This is a genomic window from Gracilibacillus ureilyticus, assembly GCF_900111195.1.
In the GTDB taxonomy this organism is placed as follows: Bacteria; Bacillota; Bacilli; order Bacillales; family Amphibacillaceae; genus Gracilibacillus; species Gracilibacillus ureilyticus.
On the sequence record NZ_FOGL01000010.1, the window covers coordinates 69,745 to 84,313 of the forward strand.

Here is a 14,569-nt window from a genome sequence, read left to right on the forward strand (position 1 = left end):
CTTTCGGAGGGCGCCTGAACCTCTTCGCTCCTTTTTTCTTTCGCGCGATGACTTTCGGAGGGCGGCTGAACCTCTTCGCTCCTTTGCTTTTTATAGACATAATATTCAACCGCCAACCGCCAGCTAACATCCGCTAATACTCCAGTCTCATACCCAGATTATTTGTTGCCACTGTGTATAATTTTGGCTCTCTTGAATGAATCACTAACAGTATAAAGAGCATTTAGAATAAAGATAATACACAGACCCCAAATAAAACTGTTTTCAACTACGGAAAGACTTGTATTTAGCATTTCACTATTTAATTGAAGGAAATCCTCTTTGAAGAAATTTGGCCGGGTAAATATAATAATGAAGACGATTGAGGAAATAATTTCATAAATAGTAGTAAACCAGGCCATTTTGGAATCCCATTCGCGTTTAATGAGTTTATAGACCACCAGGAATATTTCCGATCCAATAAATAAAATGACGAATGGCCAAAAAGACAGCAGCAAATCCTGATTGACTGCTGGTGTCACCAGTTTCCATCCATTTTCACCTTTTTCATAAATACCAAGTAAGTGATCTGCATAAAAGTAAATAGTAGCCCATATTGCTGTCCATATTATTGCACCATACACTTCCATTTTTCTGACTGCCTTCTCCCTTGGAATATATGTTACGGTTTTTAAATCTTCCGGAGTCCATGGTCTAAAGTTAATCGACAGCGGGGTTCCATCATTCTTTTTGTCCATACGCTCCATAACAGCGAATAGTAATGTCAGCCAAAAAAATGTTTGGACAGAAACAGATATTACGTTACTAATTGTTTCTCTAAAGATGGCTGTTAAAGTTAATTCTGCCATCCCCATGTCTTCTCCATTTAGAAACTGAACTGCCGCAACAGACACGAGGGAAATGATAATGGAAACAGGTAATATTATCTTTAATAATGTAAGATATATATCATAATATTTTGGGCCAATTAAATGCATCGGACGATCACTATACCGACTGGCTAAAACAGCGGGATCTCCAAGTTTTTCAAGGACACTCTCTACTTCTTTTTCATTGTATTCATCTGGCAGCATATCGTAAATAATTGATTCGAGCTCAAGCTCTATTTCATTCCGGCTTTTTTCAGGTAACCTGCGTGTAACTTCATGAATATACGTATCAACTAAATTCATCTTCCACGTCTCCTTTATTTAGGACTTTATTAAGTTTCTCTGTTTGATCTATCCACTCTTTTTTTAATTGGTGATAAACTTCTTGACCATACTGACTCAGTTGATAATACTTTCTCGGTCTATTTTCAGAGGTGTCCCATGTGCTTGTAACTAAACCTTGCTTTTCCAGTCTTCTTAACAGTGGGTACAACGTATTTTGCTCAATACTTATCCCTAATTGATCTAATGACTGAACGAGAGAATATCCGTATTTTTGATCCCATAGTTGACTTAAAACGGCTAAGGTTAAACTTCCCCTTCTTAATTCAGTTAAAAGTGATTGAAATAGTTTATCCAAGATATCGCCCCAGTTCTATACTGTATGTCACACATTATAATTGTATACTATGTATCATACACTATTGTATGAGAAACCCACAAGACTTTTACTTTATTTTTCCAAAAAAATAAGACCGCCTTAGAGGCAGTCTTATTATAATATTTATAACTACTAAAGTATTCCATCTACTTTGAATATAAAGATCCAAAAAATCAAAAAAACCACCAACAGTTATGTATTGGTGGAGACGGTGGGAATCGAACCCACGTCCAAGGATATCGGCACTCAGGCTTCTACACGTGTAGTTGGTATATTGAAAATTCGCTATCTGATCTGCCTACCAACAGGCGTCCCTAGTAGCTAGTCTGATTAGTCTCTTCTACGAAATCCGCAGACGGAGGATTGTAGCGTAGCCCACTAATAAGTGAGACCCTTCAATCTGACACATGGGCGATGGCAGGAAGGATCCTTTAGTCAGTGCTTAGGCAGCTGCTAAAGAGTAATTGTTTTCTTTGCCAGTTATTATTGGCGTTAACGTTTTACGAGTCGTAACCTCGACGCGCAACCTGAGCTCGACCTACCCCTGTCGAATCCGTAACGTCCCCTTAAAAAATTAAGAAGATACGGATAAGAGTAATCTAAGCTCATTTATGAAATTGTAGATTTCTTATCGATAAACCTATTATAACATATTCGTTATTTAATTCAAGTAAACGGAATTTCCAATTTCCGCTAACCTCTGTCTTTTAATGCACGGTCCATGTCTCGTTTAGCTTGCTTTTGCTTTAAATCTTCCCGCTTATCGTATTTTTTCTTACCTTTACCTAAGCCGATTAAAACTTTGGCAAAGCCATTTTTGATATACACTTTTAATGGAACTAAAGAGTAACCTGCTTGTTTGGATTCACCAATTAACTTATCAATTTGCTTGCGGTGAAGCAGCAATTTTCTTGCACGGGTCGGTTCGTGATTGTAGCGGTTTCCTTGCTCATATGGAGAAATGTGCATATTGTTAACATAAACCTCTCCATTTCTTACCGTAGCAAAGCTGTCCTTTAAATTCACCTGGCCTTTACGAATTGACTTGATTTCCGTTCCCTGTAAGACAATCCCTGCTTCATAAGTTTCTTCAATAAAATAATCATGTCTTGCTTTCTTATTTTGCGCGATTGCTCTGCCATTGCCATCATTCTTTACCATGACTAGTTCCCCCTATATGTTACATAACCATATTGTAGCAAAAATCAGGTAATTGTGCTAATGGAGGAAAAACTGCATTATTTTTCGACTGGAAATAGAAGGCTAGAGCACTTCTATTTCCTCTTATTTTTTCTTCCGTTTTTCTTTTTCTTTGCTTTTGTCCCTGATTTTTGTGCTTTTTTAGCCGTCTTTTTCAGACCGCCTTTTTCTCTCCTTGCATTGATTACTTTAGGCTTATCTTTACTCTCTCTGTTCTTTCTAGGTCTCATTCCAACAATTTCAAAGTCAACAGCCCGTTCATCCAGATTTACTTGAGCAACTTTTACTGTTATGGCATCACCGACCTGGAACACATTCCCTGTCCGTTCACCGATCATCGAATAAGACCGCTCGTCATAATGATAGTAATCGTCTGTCAAATAACTGACATGAACTAGTCCTTCCACTGTGTTAGGCAATTCAACAAACAAGCCGAAGTTTGTAACAGAACTGATCACACCTTCAAATTCTTCCCCGATTTTGTCCTGCATAAATTCAGCTTTTTTCAGATCATCCACTTCCCGCTCTGCATCAACTGCTGCTCTTTCTTTCATTGATGCCTGACGGGCAATGTCCGGCATTCTTTCTTTCCAGTGAGCCCGGGTTTTCTCATCCAGTTTTCCTTCAATCAGGTATGTGCGTATTAGTCTGTGGACAATTAAATCTGGGTACCTTCTGATTGGTGAAGTGAAATGAGTATAAAACTCTGTTGCTAAACCAAAATGCCCAATACTTTGCGGATCATATTTCGCCTGCTTCATTGACCTTAGCATCAGCTTGGAAATAATGATATCTTCATCTGTACCTTGCACTTCATCCAGTACTTGCTGTAAAGCCTGTGGATGAATTTCATTTGACGATCCTTTTACAACATAGCCAAACCTTGCTATAAATTCAAAAAATGTTTGTAACTTAGCAGGGTCCGGATCTTCGTGAATCCGGTGAATAAACGGTACATCCATCCAGTGAAAATGTTCTGCTATCGTTTCATTTGCACAAAGCATAAATTCTTCGATTAGCTTTTCACCAACAGACCGTTCTCTAATCACTACATCATGAGCCTTACCTTCCTCATCAACTAATACCTGTGCTTCTTTAAAGTCAAAGTCAATTGCGCCTCTGCTGAAACGTTTTGTTCTTAATATTTCTGCCAAATCTCTCATATCTTCAAACATTGATACAAGTGAATGATATCTTTCTTTCAGTTCCTCATCATTATCAACCAATATCTGGTTAACTGCTTTATATGTCATTCTCTCAGTTGTATTTATTACTGCCTGAAAAATTTCATGATTAACTACTTCACCTTTTTGGTTAATCTCCATATCACACCCAAGTACTAACCGGTCAACTTGCGGATTCAATGAACAGATTCCATTGGATAGTCTGTGTGGTATCATCGGTATAACACGATCGACTAAATAAGCACTTGTCCCACGCTCAAACGCTTCTTTATCAATAGGAGAATTCTCTTTTACATAATGGGTTACATCAGCAATATATACACCAAGTTTATAGTTGCCATTAGATAGTTTGGATACGGTTACTGCATCATCAAGGTCTTTTGCATCAGCACCATCTATTGTGACGATCGTTTCATTCCGTAAATCCCGTCTATCTTTCAATTCTTCTTCAGATATTTTTTCTGGTACACTTTCTGCCTGATCAAGTACTTCCTGCGGGAAATCAATAGCAATGCCATTTTTATAAATAATAGACAAAATATCCATGCCCGGATCATTTTTATGTCCAAGGATTTGGATAACTTCCCCTTCAGCACTCATTCTTCCCTCAGGAAATTTTGTGATTTCCACAATGACCTTATGTCCGCTTACTGCACCTTTTGATTGTCCCTTTGGTACGAAAATATCGTTTGGAATTCTCTTATCATCAGCAATAACAAAACCAAAAGCACCATTGTCGTCATATGTCCCGACAATTTGTTTTAATTGCCTTTCGATAATACGGACAACTACACCTTCTGCCCGTTTTCCATCATCATCACGCCGGTCTACCCTGACAAATACAATATCTCCATTCATCGCGGACTGTAAATCAGCTTGATTGATGTAAACATCCTCCATCGATTCATCATCCGGGATCAGAAATGCAAATCCTTTCGCATGCATTTGAATTCTCCCGCGAATAAGATTCATTTTCTCCGGTAAGCCATAGCGGTTTTTCTTCGTCCTAATTAATTTACCACTTTCCTCAAGAGCATTTAGGGCTTTTAATAATTCTGTAAACTGATCACTATCTTCTAATTGTAAACTTTCCTCTATTTCCTGGACGGACAATGGTCTTGTCGCGTTTTCTTGAAAAAAGTCCAGTAATCTTTGTTGTAGTTCCATCCAAATCACCTCTTTCTCTTTCTATCTCATTATTTATTATGGCAAATTACCATTCAAGTGATGCGAAAAATTCGGCAATATCTTCATGTAATTCGTCTTTTGCTTTACTGAATGTAATAGCATGGCCCGCATTGTCATACCATTTTAATTGTTTTTTGTCAGATTCCACGTTCTCATAAATGTATGTAGCACTTTCCGTATTAATCATTTCGTCATTTTTTGCCTGTACTACTAGTGTAGGTGTATAGAGCATATCGACATTCTCTTTTACCCGCTCTATTGACTGTGCAATTTGTTCAAAGAGCCCTTTTGAATTATTTAACAATTGATCAAGTTCCTGCTGAATAGTTATTTCATCCTTTTTCTCGAGCTGTTTATACTCTCTTGAAAATTTTCTGAAGCCAATCGTTAATTGCTCTTCATTATCAAAAAACATAGGTGAGCACATTGTTACTACTGCTTTAAGCGGGTTACTGCTTGCAAGCCGGAGTCCGAGCACACCACCGAGCGACAAACCTGCTACAGCAATTTTTTCATAACCTTCATTTTTTAAATACTTATAAGCTTCCTGTACGTCCTCCCACCATTCCTCAGCTGTTGCTTTCACAAGTTCTTCTGGTGATTTGCCATGACCGCGGTAAATTGGCGCATAGCATGTATAGCCTTTACTGTTCAGAAACCTGCCAAGCATTCGAACATCTGCTGAGTGGCCAGTGAATCCATGTAATAATAATACCGCACGTTCGTCCCCTTTAAACATAAACGGCTCAGGCTGTTTCATTTTCATAGTGATTCGTCCCCTTTTTTATTATTCTCTAATTGAAAAGAACATCCTTCGCATTGTCGCAAAGGATGCTCTAATAATTATTATGATCATTTCCTGAATAAAGATGAATTATATCAGGTAAGCAATAGCAAAAGTTAACACAAAGAAAAGAATCCCTGTAATTACTGTACCTTTATGAAGTACTGCATCAATACCTCTTGCTTTTTGTTTACCGAATAATTGCTCAGCTCCACCTGAAATAGCTCCAGACAAACCTGCACTCTTACCAGATTGTAACAATACAAACACAATTAACACGATTGCATCAATAATTAGCAAAGTCATTGCAGTTGCTAACATGTGCAAACACCCCCTAGACGTACAAATACATAATAACAATTTAGCACAATATGATTGGTTTTAGCAAGTTATTTTACAATATTCTATTGAACTTCTCACCATTTAACACCCTTTCGGGTTGTTTGAAGTGGGAGATTCTTGGGAACAGAGCGTACTTGTTAGCGTATTTCTTTGCCAACAGAGGTTTCTCTTATTGACCAAGCTATCCCCGTAGATTCCTACGGTTCTATATTTTTTTTAATCCAAAAATAAGGTTCTTAAACCTTCGGCTAGATTTTTGCAAGAATGGTACGTTAATCCTTTGCCAGTTTCTTTGTATGTATCGTTCCACTACCCTAAAAAGCGATTAAATACAAAACGACTACATCCAATTGTTTTAGCAATTAAGATTTCCTGTTCTTTGGTTGGATAGATACGAAATTTGTACGCTTTATTGACTAACATTGTTTTCCCCTCACTTTAGACCTTGATTTTCAATGTACTTTTTAGCTACATCGATTGGAGATTCTCTACGAAATTTTCCAACTAGCACAAGGTGATAATACATTAAAAATACTGAATGATTATTACTGTCCAATTTCATTACAACATTAGCCTTTCCCTTATCTAAGACTGATTATATCAATAAGGTATGAAGTGGGCAACAAAAGCCTTTAGGCTATCGCCTAACCGACATTCATCTCCCCCTTATTCGTTGGGCTTCGCCCTCCACACGATTGAAGAGGGAGTCTACTGTCGGAAAATGATAAATTCATGGTAAAATACAGCTATCATACAATTATTTAGGAGTGATCCTGTTGGTAAAAAGTTTATGGTTGGACATGTCAGATAAAACTCCTGTCTATTTAAGAATCTGGGACAAGGTATCACACCCACGTGCAATTGTTCAAATTGCTCATGGAATGGCAGAACATATAGAACGTTATGATGAATTTGCTGAATTTTTAAACAGTAACAAAATAGTAGTCTGTGGAAATGACCACAGGGGCCATGGACAGACGGGAACAAAGCAAAATAGAATGGGTTATTTCGGCAATTCGGATGGATTTGACCGAACCGTTTCTGATCTTATAGAAGTGACAGACTATCTTCAGAAAAAATTCCCCGGCCTCCCGATCATCTTATTAGGTCACAGTATGGGTTCATTTCTTGCAAGAAGGTATTTAACTTTAAATAACAGCTTCCCATTGTCCGGCATGATATTGATCGGTACTGGCTACCAATCCCCTGCCTTGATTAAAGCAGGGAAAATGCTTGTTAAAACCATCTCCACTATAAAAGGGAAGACAGCTGAAGGCAAATTCGTCAATAAGCTCACTTTTAACCAATATAATAAGAAGACGGAAAACGAAACCGAATTTGACTGGATCAGCAACAATAAAGAAACAGTCAAAAACTATATCGATGACCCGAGTTGCGGCTTTATTCCAACAAACCATTTTTTCCATGATTTATATGATGGGATAGAAAAAGTTCAGCGAAAAAAAGACATTATGAGGATAAATAAACAAATACCGTTATTATTTCTCTCCGGTGACAGTGATCCTGTGACAAATTACGGAAAAGGCATGAAGCAGGTTGTTCAAATGTATCATTCCATCAATATAAAAGAAATGGATCAAAAGATTTACCCGAACATGAGACATGAGATCATTAATGAAAATAATAAGGAAACCGTATACAGAGATATACTAGGCTGGATCGACAAACAAATCACTTGTCAATCAGTCAAACAGTCATTATAATGAGGTTGCTACTTTGTATATGTTTTTACAAAAAATTAATACTTTTTCTTCATGAAGTTGAAAAATTACTATAAAAAAGAGTAAAATTAAAAGGTAGCAATACATTAACTTAATAATTATTAGGAGGTTTTTTTATTATGGCAGTAGAAAGAACAGTAACAATCACAGATGAAACAGGAGTACATGCACGTCCAGCTACAGTACTTGTAAACAAAGCAGGAAGCTTCTCCTCTGAAATGACTTTAGAATATAATGGAAAGTCTATTAACTTGAAATCAATTATGGGTGTTATGTCACTTGGTATCCCTCAAGGTGCTCAAATCAAAATTATTGCTGAAGGTTCTGATGAGCAGGAAGCAGCAGATGCAGTAGTTGATGTTATCAAGTCTGAAGGACTAGGAGAGTAATTTTTTCATGAGTAATTTAACTGGTATAGCTGCATCAAATGGGATTGCCATTGCGAAAGCTTATAAATTGGCAGTTCCAGATCTATCTTTTAATAAGCAGACAATTGAGGATACTGAAAACGAGGTAAACCGTCTTAACGAAGCCCTCGAAGTATCCAAATCCGAGCTGGAAAAAATTAAAGAACATGCTAGAGCTTCGCTTGGTGAAGAGCATGCAGAAATTTTTTCAGCACACCTGCTTGTTTTAAGCGATCCGGAACTGATTAATCCAATAAAAGACAAGATTGAATCTGAAAAAGTAAATGCGGAAGTAGCGTTAGATGAAACAGCTCAAATGTTTATTCAAATGTTTGAAAGTATGGACAATGAATATATGAGGGAAAGAGCAGCTGACATTAAAGATGTTACAAAACGGGTAATGGCACACTTATTAAATGTATCATTTCCGAATCCAGCATTAATCAATGAGGAAGTTATTGTCATTGCGGAAGACTTAACACCATCTGATACTGCACAATTAAACAAACAATTTGTTAAAGGTTTTACAACAAATATTGGCGGCAGAACTTCTCACTCTGCAATAATGGCAAGATCACTGGAAATTCCAGCAGTCGTTGGAACAAAAGAAGTGACATCCGTTGTTAATGAGGGCGATCTCCTTATCATTGACGGAATTGATGGACAAGTTATCATCAATCCATCTGATGAGGAAGTTGCGAAATATAAACAGAAACAGGAAGATTTCGAAAAACAGAAACAGGAATGGGCGAAATTAAAAGATGAGCCTACTATTTCTTCTGATGGTACACATGTAGAATTAGTTGCTAATATCGGAACACCAGAAGACGTTCAGGGTGTTCTGAATAATGGTGGCGAAGGTGTCGGTCTTTATCGTACAGAATTTCTTTATATGGGGAAAAATGAACTTCCAACTGAGGATGAACAGTTTGATGCATATAAATCTGTTCTTGAGCAAATGGGTGATAAACCTGTTGTTGTTCGTACTCTTGACATTGGTGGGGACAAGGAACTTCCATATTTAGAATTACCTGATGAAATGAATCCTTTCCTTGGATTCCGTGCCATCCGACTTTGTTTAGAACGTGACGATATTTTCCGTACCCAATTGCGTGCACTTCTTCGTGCGAGTACATATGGTAACTTAAAGATAATGTTCCCTATGATTGCAACATTAGATGAGTTTCGTCAGGCAAAGAAAATATTGTTAGATGAAAAAGATAAGCTTGTAGAAGAAGGTACAGAAGTATCTGATTCCATAGAAATTGGTATCATGGTAGAGATTCCTTCCACTGCGGTAATTGCTCGTCAATTTGCTAAAGAAGTCGATTTCTTTAGTATTGGAACAAATGATTTGATACAGTATACATTAGCAGCAGACCGTATGAATGAACGTGTAAGCTATTTATACCAACCATACCATCCTGCAATCCTTAATCTTGTGAATAATGTTATCGAAGCGGCACATGCTGAAGGAAAATGGGCTGGAATGTGTGGAGAAATGGCTGGAGACTCAATTGCCATTCCGATACTTTTAGGACTGGGATTAGATGAATTCAGTATGAGTGCTACATCAATTTTGCCTGCTCGTACACAAATCAAAACTCTCTCTAAAGAGGAATTGGCATCATACAAAGATCAGCTGTTAAGTATGAATACAGCTGACGAAGTAGAAGCTTTCGTCCGTGAGAAAACAAATCAGTAATATACAAAATATCCTTTCTTGAAATAAATAGGCTTATCCTTTAACGGGATAAGCCTATTTTATATTTTCACATAGAAAAGTCTTCTTTTATTTACCTGGCACTTCTATCTCATCTTCCCATGCCAGCATTCCACCATTCATATTTGTTGCATTAATACCATTTGCTTCTAAATATTCCGTTGCACGTCCGCTGCGTCCTCCAGATCTGCAAACGATGTAGTAATGTTCATCTTTATCTAATTCATCAATACGTTCAGGAATCTCGCCAAGACGGATATGTTTGGCTCCTGGAATCATACCTGTAGCAACTTCATCATCTTCCCTTACATCAATAATATGAAGCTTCTCACCTTGTTTTAATTTATCTGCTAATTCCGTTGGTTGAATTTCTTTCATGATTTATTACCTCCAATTTTGATCTCTCTCTTTGTTCCTTTGATTTTAAGTTTCGTCATGATTAAGACGTTTTAATACGGTTTTCAAATTAGTTCATTATCTGCTTTTGACTAACAGGTTTACTGCCTCTTTTATAAGCTCTTCGGAAGACTCTCCGTCTGCCTTTTCTTCTCTTATACAACGTTCGAGATTAGTGCTGACAATTAATGCCGCAGTACGATCAAGCGCGCTTCTAACAGCTGACATTTGGGTAACCACATCTCGGCATTCTTTGCCTTCATCCATCATTTTAATTAAGCCGCGTACTTGTCCTTCAATCCGCTTCATACGGTTTTTTACTTTTTGATCATAATCCATGACGAAGACCCCTTCCTGTTAATTACTTGTTCAAAAATCCTGTCATCATTATAATAACTTATTAAGTATATTTTATACCCCTGTTGGTATCTTGTCAAACAATGTATTTTCGTTGAAAAACTTATTTGTTTAAGTTATAAAATGCATTTGGTCCTGCATATTTAGCTGATGATGCTAATGCATCTTCGATTCTTAATAACTGGTTGTACTTCGCAACACGGTCCGTACGTGATGGTGCACCAGTTTTGATTTGACCAGCATTTGTAGCTACAGCGATGTCAGCGATTGTAGCATCTTCTGTTTCACCTGAACGGTGAGAAATTACTGCAGTGTAACCTGCGCGTTTCGCCATTTCGATCGCTTCAAAAGTTTCTGTAAGTGTACCAATTTGGTTAACTTTTACTAGGATAGAGTTTCCTACACCTTGTTCGATACCTTGTGCTAAACGTTTTGTGTTAGTAACGAATAAGTCATCACCAACTAATTGCACACGGTCACCAATACGGTCTGTAAGCAATTTGTGACCTTCCCAGTCATTTTCATCCAAACCGTCTTCGATCGAAATGATTGGATATTTATTGATCATTTCCTCATACCATGCAACCATTTCTTCAGAAGAACGTACAACGCCTTCTCCTTTAAGGTTGTATTTTCCATCTTCATAGAATTCAGAAGAAGCAACGTCCATTGCAAGCTTTACTTCTTCTCCTGGTTTGTAACCAGCAGCTTCAATTGCTTCAATAATTGTAGAAAGAGCTTCCTCGTTTGATCCAAGGTTTGGAGCGAAACCACCTTCGTCACCTACACCTGTGTTTAATCCTTTTCCACTTAAAACCTTTTTCAGGCTATGGAAAATTTCAGCACCCATACGAAGAGCTTCCTTGAATGTTGGAGCACCTACAGGCATAATCATAAATTCCTGGATATCTACGTTGTTATCCGCATGCTCTCCACCATTTAAGATGTTCATCATTGGTGTTGGAAGTGTTGTTGCATTGAAACCACCTAAGTAAGTATATAATGGTACACCTAAATGATCTGCCGCTGCATGAGCTGCTGCCATAGAAACACCTAAAATAGCATTTGCTCCTAATTTTCCTTTGTTTTCTGTACCATCAAGTTCAAGTAACAGCTGGTCAATAATAACCTGACGAGTTACATCAATTCCCATTAATTCTGGTGCAATTACTTCATTAACATTTTCAACTGCTTTCTGAACACCTTTACCGAGGTAACGGTCTTTGTCTCCATCTCGTAATTCTACTGCTTCGTGCTCACCAGTAGATGCACCACTTGGTACCAATGCAGTACCGAATGCTCCAGATTCTGTATAAATCTCTACTTCAATTGTTGGATTCCCGCGGGAATCTAGTACTTCGCGTGCATAAACGTCTGTAATGTATGGCATAATTATGCTCTCCTTTAATTTAAATTATTTTTTAATTAGTGTTTCGCCAGTCATTTCTTTTGGCTTATTAACTTCAAGTAAATCCAGTAAAGTTGGTGCAAGGTCAGCTAATATTCCGCCATCGCGCAGTTCCACACTATCTTTTGTAACAATGACAGGAACCGGATTAGTGGTATGGGCAGTCATTGGTTCTCCGTTTAATGTAACTACTTCATCGGAGTTACCATGGTCTGCTGTGATAATTGCATGACCGCCTTTTTCGATAATTTTATCCACAATTTTTCCTAAACATTCATCAACTGTTTCAATTGCTTTAATTGTTGGCTCAAGCATCCCTGAGTGTCCAACCATATCAGGGTTAGCAAAATTTAAAATGATCGCATTTTGCTCGTCCTTATCTAATTCTTCCAGTAATGCATCTGTAACTTCATATGCGCTCATTTCCGGTTGGAGATCATATGTTGCAACTTTTGGAGAATCAATAAGAATTCTCTTTTCACCTGGAAACTCTTTTTCACGCCCACCGCTCATAAAGAAAGTAACATGGGGATACTTTTCCGTTTCTGCAATTCTTAATTGCTTCAGGTTATTTTGTGATAACACTTCCCCAACAGTATTGTCAAGGTTAACCGGTTCATATGCCACTTTTCCATTAACGGTTTCACTAAAGTTAGTCAAACAGACAAAATGAATGTCTTTTGGTGCTTTGTCACCACGTTCAAAATCGCGGAAATCTTCATTTGCAAATGTACGTGAAATCTGTATTGCCCGGTCTGGTCTGAAGTTACAGAAAATCACTGAATCTTCATCTGAAATTGTTGCTTTCGCCTGTCCATTTTCATCTGTAATAACAGATGGAATAACGAACTCGTCATAAATTTCATTTTTGTAAGAATCTTCTACAACTTCAATTGGGTCACTGTATTTCGGACCCTCACCGTAAACCATCGCGTCATAAGACTTTTTCACACGGTCCCATCGTTTATCCCGGTCCATTGAATAATATCTACCTGAAATTGTTGCAAACTCTCCAACACCTAAATCCTTCATTTTATCAAGTGTCTGATTAATGTAGGTTGCCGCTGACTTTTGATCAACATCACGGCCATCAAGAAAGGCATGAAGATATACATTTTTCAAACCTTTATCTGCTGCAAGCTTCAATACTGCATATATGTGATCAATATGGCTATGTACCCCACCATCTGATAGTAAGCCAAATACGTGTAAAGCTTTGTCATTGTTTTTTGCATGTTCAATCGCATTTAAGATTACTTTATTCTCGAAGAACTCGCCATCTTTAATCGATAAATTCACACGTGTTAAACTTTGATAAACAATGCGCCCTGCTCCAATATTTAAATGTCCTACCTCTGAATTACCCATTTGTCCTTCAGGCAGGCCTACAGCTTCCCCAGATGCGGTTAACTGATTATGCGGGTACTTTTTCCAATAACGATCAAAGTTAGGAGTATTTGCTTGTTTTACTGCATTTCCTTTTACTTCATCTCTTATTGCATACCCGTCTAAGATGATTAATGCCGCTAACTTGTTTTGACTCATTTTGCACCAGCCTCCACTAACTGCAGGAATGAATCAGCTTCTAAGCTTGCACCACCTACAAGAGCACCATCAATATCTGATTGTGAAAGTAATTCATCTACATTCGCTGGTTTCACACTTCCACCATACTGGATTCGAACTGCTTCTGCAGCTGTTTCTGATTGTGTTTGTGCTACTACTTTACGAATATGTGTACATACTTCATTTGCTTGTTCAGATGTTGCTGTCTTACCTGTACCAATTGCCCAAATTGGCTCATAAGCAATAATGGAAGCTCTTACCTGTTCTTCAGATAATCCTTCAATTGCTGCTTTTACTTGTTTTTCCACAATGTTCATTGTCTCATTACTTTCGCGTTCTTCTAAAGTTTCACCAACACAAATGATAGGAATTAATCCATGAGCAAATGCTGCGTGTGCCTTTTTGTTTACTGTTTCATCTGTTTCTGCAAACATTTCGCGGCGTTCAGAGTGACCTAATACAACATAAGTTACCCCAATGTCTTTTAACATACTAGGGCTCACTTCACCAGTAAATGCACCACTTTCTTCAAAGTGCATATTCTGTGCTGCAATGGCTAAGTCTGTTCCTTTTGCTTTTTCTACTAATGTTGGTAAATACGGAAATGGTGCACAAACTACTGATTCTACTTTTTCACTTGAAGGTACTTTTGATTTCGTATCTTCAACAAATTCGACAGCTTCACCCAACAGTTTGTTCATTTTCCAATTACCTGCGATTACTTTCGTACGCATCCTATCAC

Annotated in this window: 14 protein-coding genes, 1 other RNA gene and 2 pseudogenes; 3 read left to right on the top strand and 14 right to left on the bottom strand. The window is 37.7% G+C overall.

Annotated elements, in window-relative coordinates; genetic code table 11:
* Positions 1-158: 158 nt before the first annotated feature.
* The 9 genes and pseudogenes from BMW36_RS10920 to BMW36_RS10960 form a co-directional block, all read right to left on the bottom strand.
* A complete protein-coding gene (locus BMW36_RS10920; protein ID WP_089741004.1) occupies positions 159-1,172 on the bottom strand; it encodes an HAAS signaling domain-containing protein in 1,014 nt (337 codons plus the stop codon).
* A complete protein-coding gene (locus BMW36_RS10925) occupies positions 1,159-1,509 on the bottom strand; it encodes a PadR family transcriptional regulator (protein ID WP_089741006.1) in 351 nt (116 codons plus the stop codon). The genes BMW36_RS10920 and BMW36_RS10925 overlap by 14 nt, the downstream gene beginning before the upstream one ends.
* Before the next feature lie 221 nt (positions 1,510-1,730).
* Positions 1,731-2,096: a transfer-messenger RNA gene (gene ssrA, locus BMW36_RS10930) on the bottom strand.
* A gap of 127 nt (positions 2,097-2,223) precedes the next feature.
* Positions 2,224-2,691 (bottom strand): SsrA-binding protein SmpB, encoded by a 468-nt coding sequence (gene smpB, locus BMW36_RS10935; protein WP_089741008.1) that lies wholly within the window; start codon positions 2,689-2,691, stop codon positions 2,224-2,226.
* Positions 2,692-2,804: 113 nt separating this feature from the next.
* Positions 2,805-5,081 (bottom strand): ribonuclease R, encoded by a 2,277-nt coding sequence (rnr, locus tag BMW36_RS10940; RefSeq protein WP_089741009.1) that lies wholly within the window; start codon positions 5,079-5,081, stop codon positions 2,805-2,807.
* Between the two features lie 46 nt (positions 5,082-5,127).
* Positions 5,128-5,868, bottom strand: a complete 741-nt coding sequence (locus BMW36_RS10945) for an alpha/beta hydrolase (protein WP_089741012.1) — start codon at positions 5,866-5,868, stop codon at positions 5,128-5,130.
* A gap of 108 nt (positions 5,869-5,976) precedes the next feature.
* On the bottom strand, positions 5,977-6,207 hold the full coding sequence (secG, locus tag BMW36_RS10950) for a preprotein translocase subunit SecG (protein ID WP_089741014.1): 231 nt from the start codon (positions 6,205-6,207) through the stop codon (positions 5,977-5,979).
* A 333-nt stretch (positions 6,208-6,540) separates the two neighbouring features.
* Positions 6,541-6,651 (bottom strand): annotated as a pseudogene (locus tag BMW36_RS10955) (helix-turn-helix domain-containing protein); the annotation flags it as partial.
* Positions 6,652-6,715: 64 nt separating this feature from the next.
* Positions 6,716-6,790: pseudogene (locus BMW36_RS10960) on the bottom strand (IS200/IS605 family transposase); the annotation flags it as partial.
* Positions 6,791-7,004: 214 nt separating this feature from the next.
* Between BMW36_RS10960 and BMW36_RS10965 the strand changes: the two are divergent.
* From BMW36_RS10965 to ptsP, 3 genes are all read left to right on the top strand, one after another.
* Positions 7,005-7,952 (top strand): alpha/beta hydrolase, encoded by a 948-nt coding sequence (locus BMW36_RS10965; protein ID WP_089741019.1) that lies wholly within the window; start codon positions 7,005-7,007, stop codon positions 7,950-7,952.
* 137 nt (positions 7,953-8,089) lie between these two features.
* Positions 8,090-8,359, top strand: a complete 270-nt coding sequence (locus tag BMW36_RS10970) for a phosphocarrier protein HPr (protein ID WP_089741021.1) — start codon at positions 8,090-8,092, stop codon at positions 8,357-8,359.
* A gap of 7 nt (positions 8,360-8,366) precedes the next feature.
* The gene (gene ptsP, locus BMW36_RS10975; protein ID WP_089741023.1) at positions 8,367-10,082 is read left to right on the top strand and encodes a phosphoenolpyruvate--protein phosphotransferase; all 1,716 of its coding nucleotides are present in this window, start codon (positions 8,367-8,369) and stop codon (positions 10,080-10,082) included.
* 87 nt (positions 10,083-10,169) lie between these two features.
* Here the strand turns inward: ptsP and BMW36_RS10980 are convergent, their stop codons facing one another.
* From BMW36_RS10980 to tpiA, 5 genes are all read right to left on the bottom strand, one after another.
* A complete protein-coding gene (locus BMW36_RS10980; RefSeq protein WP_089741025.1) occupies positions 10,170-10,478 on the bottom strand; it encodes a rhodanese-like domain-containing protein in 309 nt (102 codons plus the stop codon).
* Positions 10,479-10,574: 96 nt separating this feature from the next.
* Positions 10,575-10,835 carry a metal-sensitive transcriptional regulator gene (locus tag BMW36_RS10985; RefSeq protein ID WP_089741027.1) on the bottom strand — a complete coding sequence of 87 codons (261 nt, stop codon included), beginning with the start codon at positions 10,833-10,835 and terminating at the stop codon, positions 10,575-10,577.
* A 121-nt stretch (positions 10,836-10,956) separates the two neighbouring features.
* Complete coding sequence (gene eno / locus BMW36_RS10990) at positions 10,957-12,243, bottom strand: phosphopyruvate hydratase (protein ID WP_089741029.1); 1,287 nt, start codon at positions 12,241-12,243, stop codon at positions 10,957-10,959.
* Positions 12,244-12,267: 24 nt separating this feature from the next.
* On the bottom strand, positions 12,268-13,806 hold the full coding sequence (gene gpmI, locus BMW36_RS10995) for a 2,3-bisphosphoglycerate-independent phosphoglycerate mutase (RefSeq protein ID WP_089741031.1): 1,539 nt from the start codon (positions 13,804-13,806) through the stop codon (positions 12,268-12,270).
* Positions 13,803-14,561, bottom strand: coding sequence for a triose-phosphate isomerase (gene tpiA / locus BMW36_RS11000; protein ID WP_089741033.1), 759 nt, complete (start codon positions 14,559-14,561; stop codon positions 13,803-13,805). The genes gpmI and tpiA overlap by 4 nt, the downstream gene beginning before the upstream one ends.
* Positions 14,562-14,569: the final 8 nt, after the last annotated feature.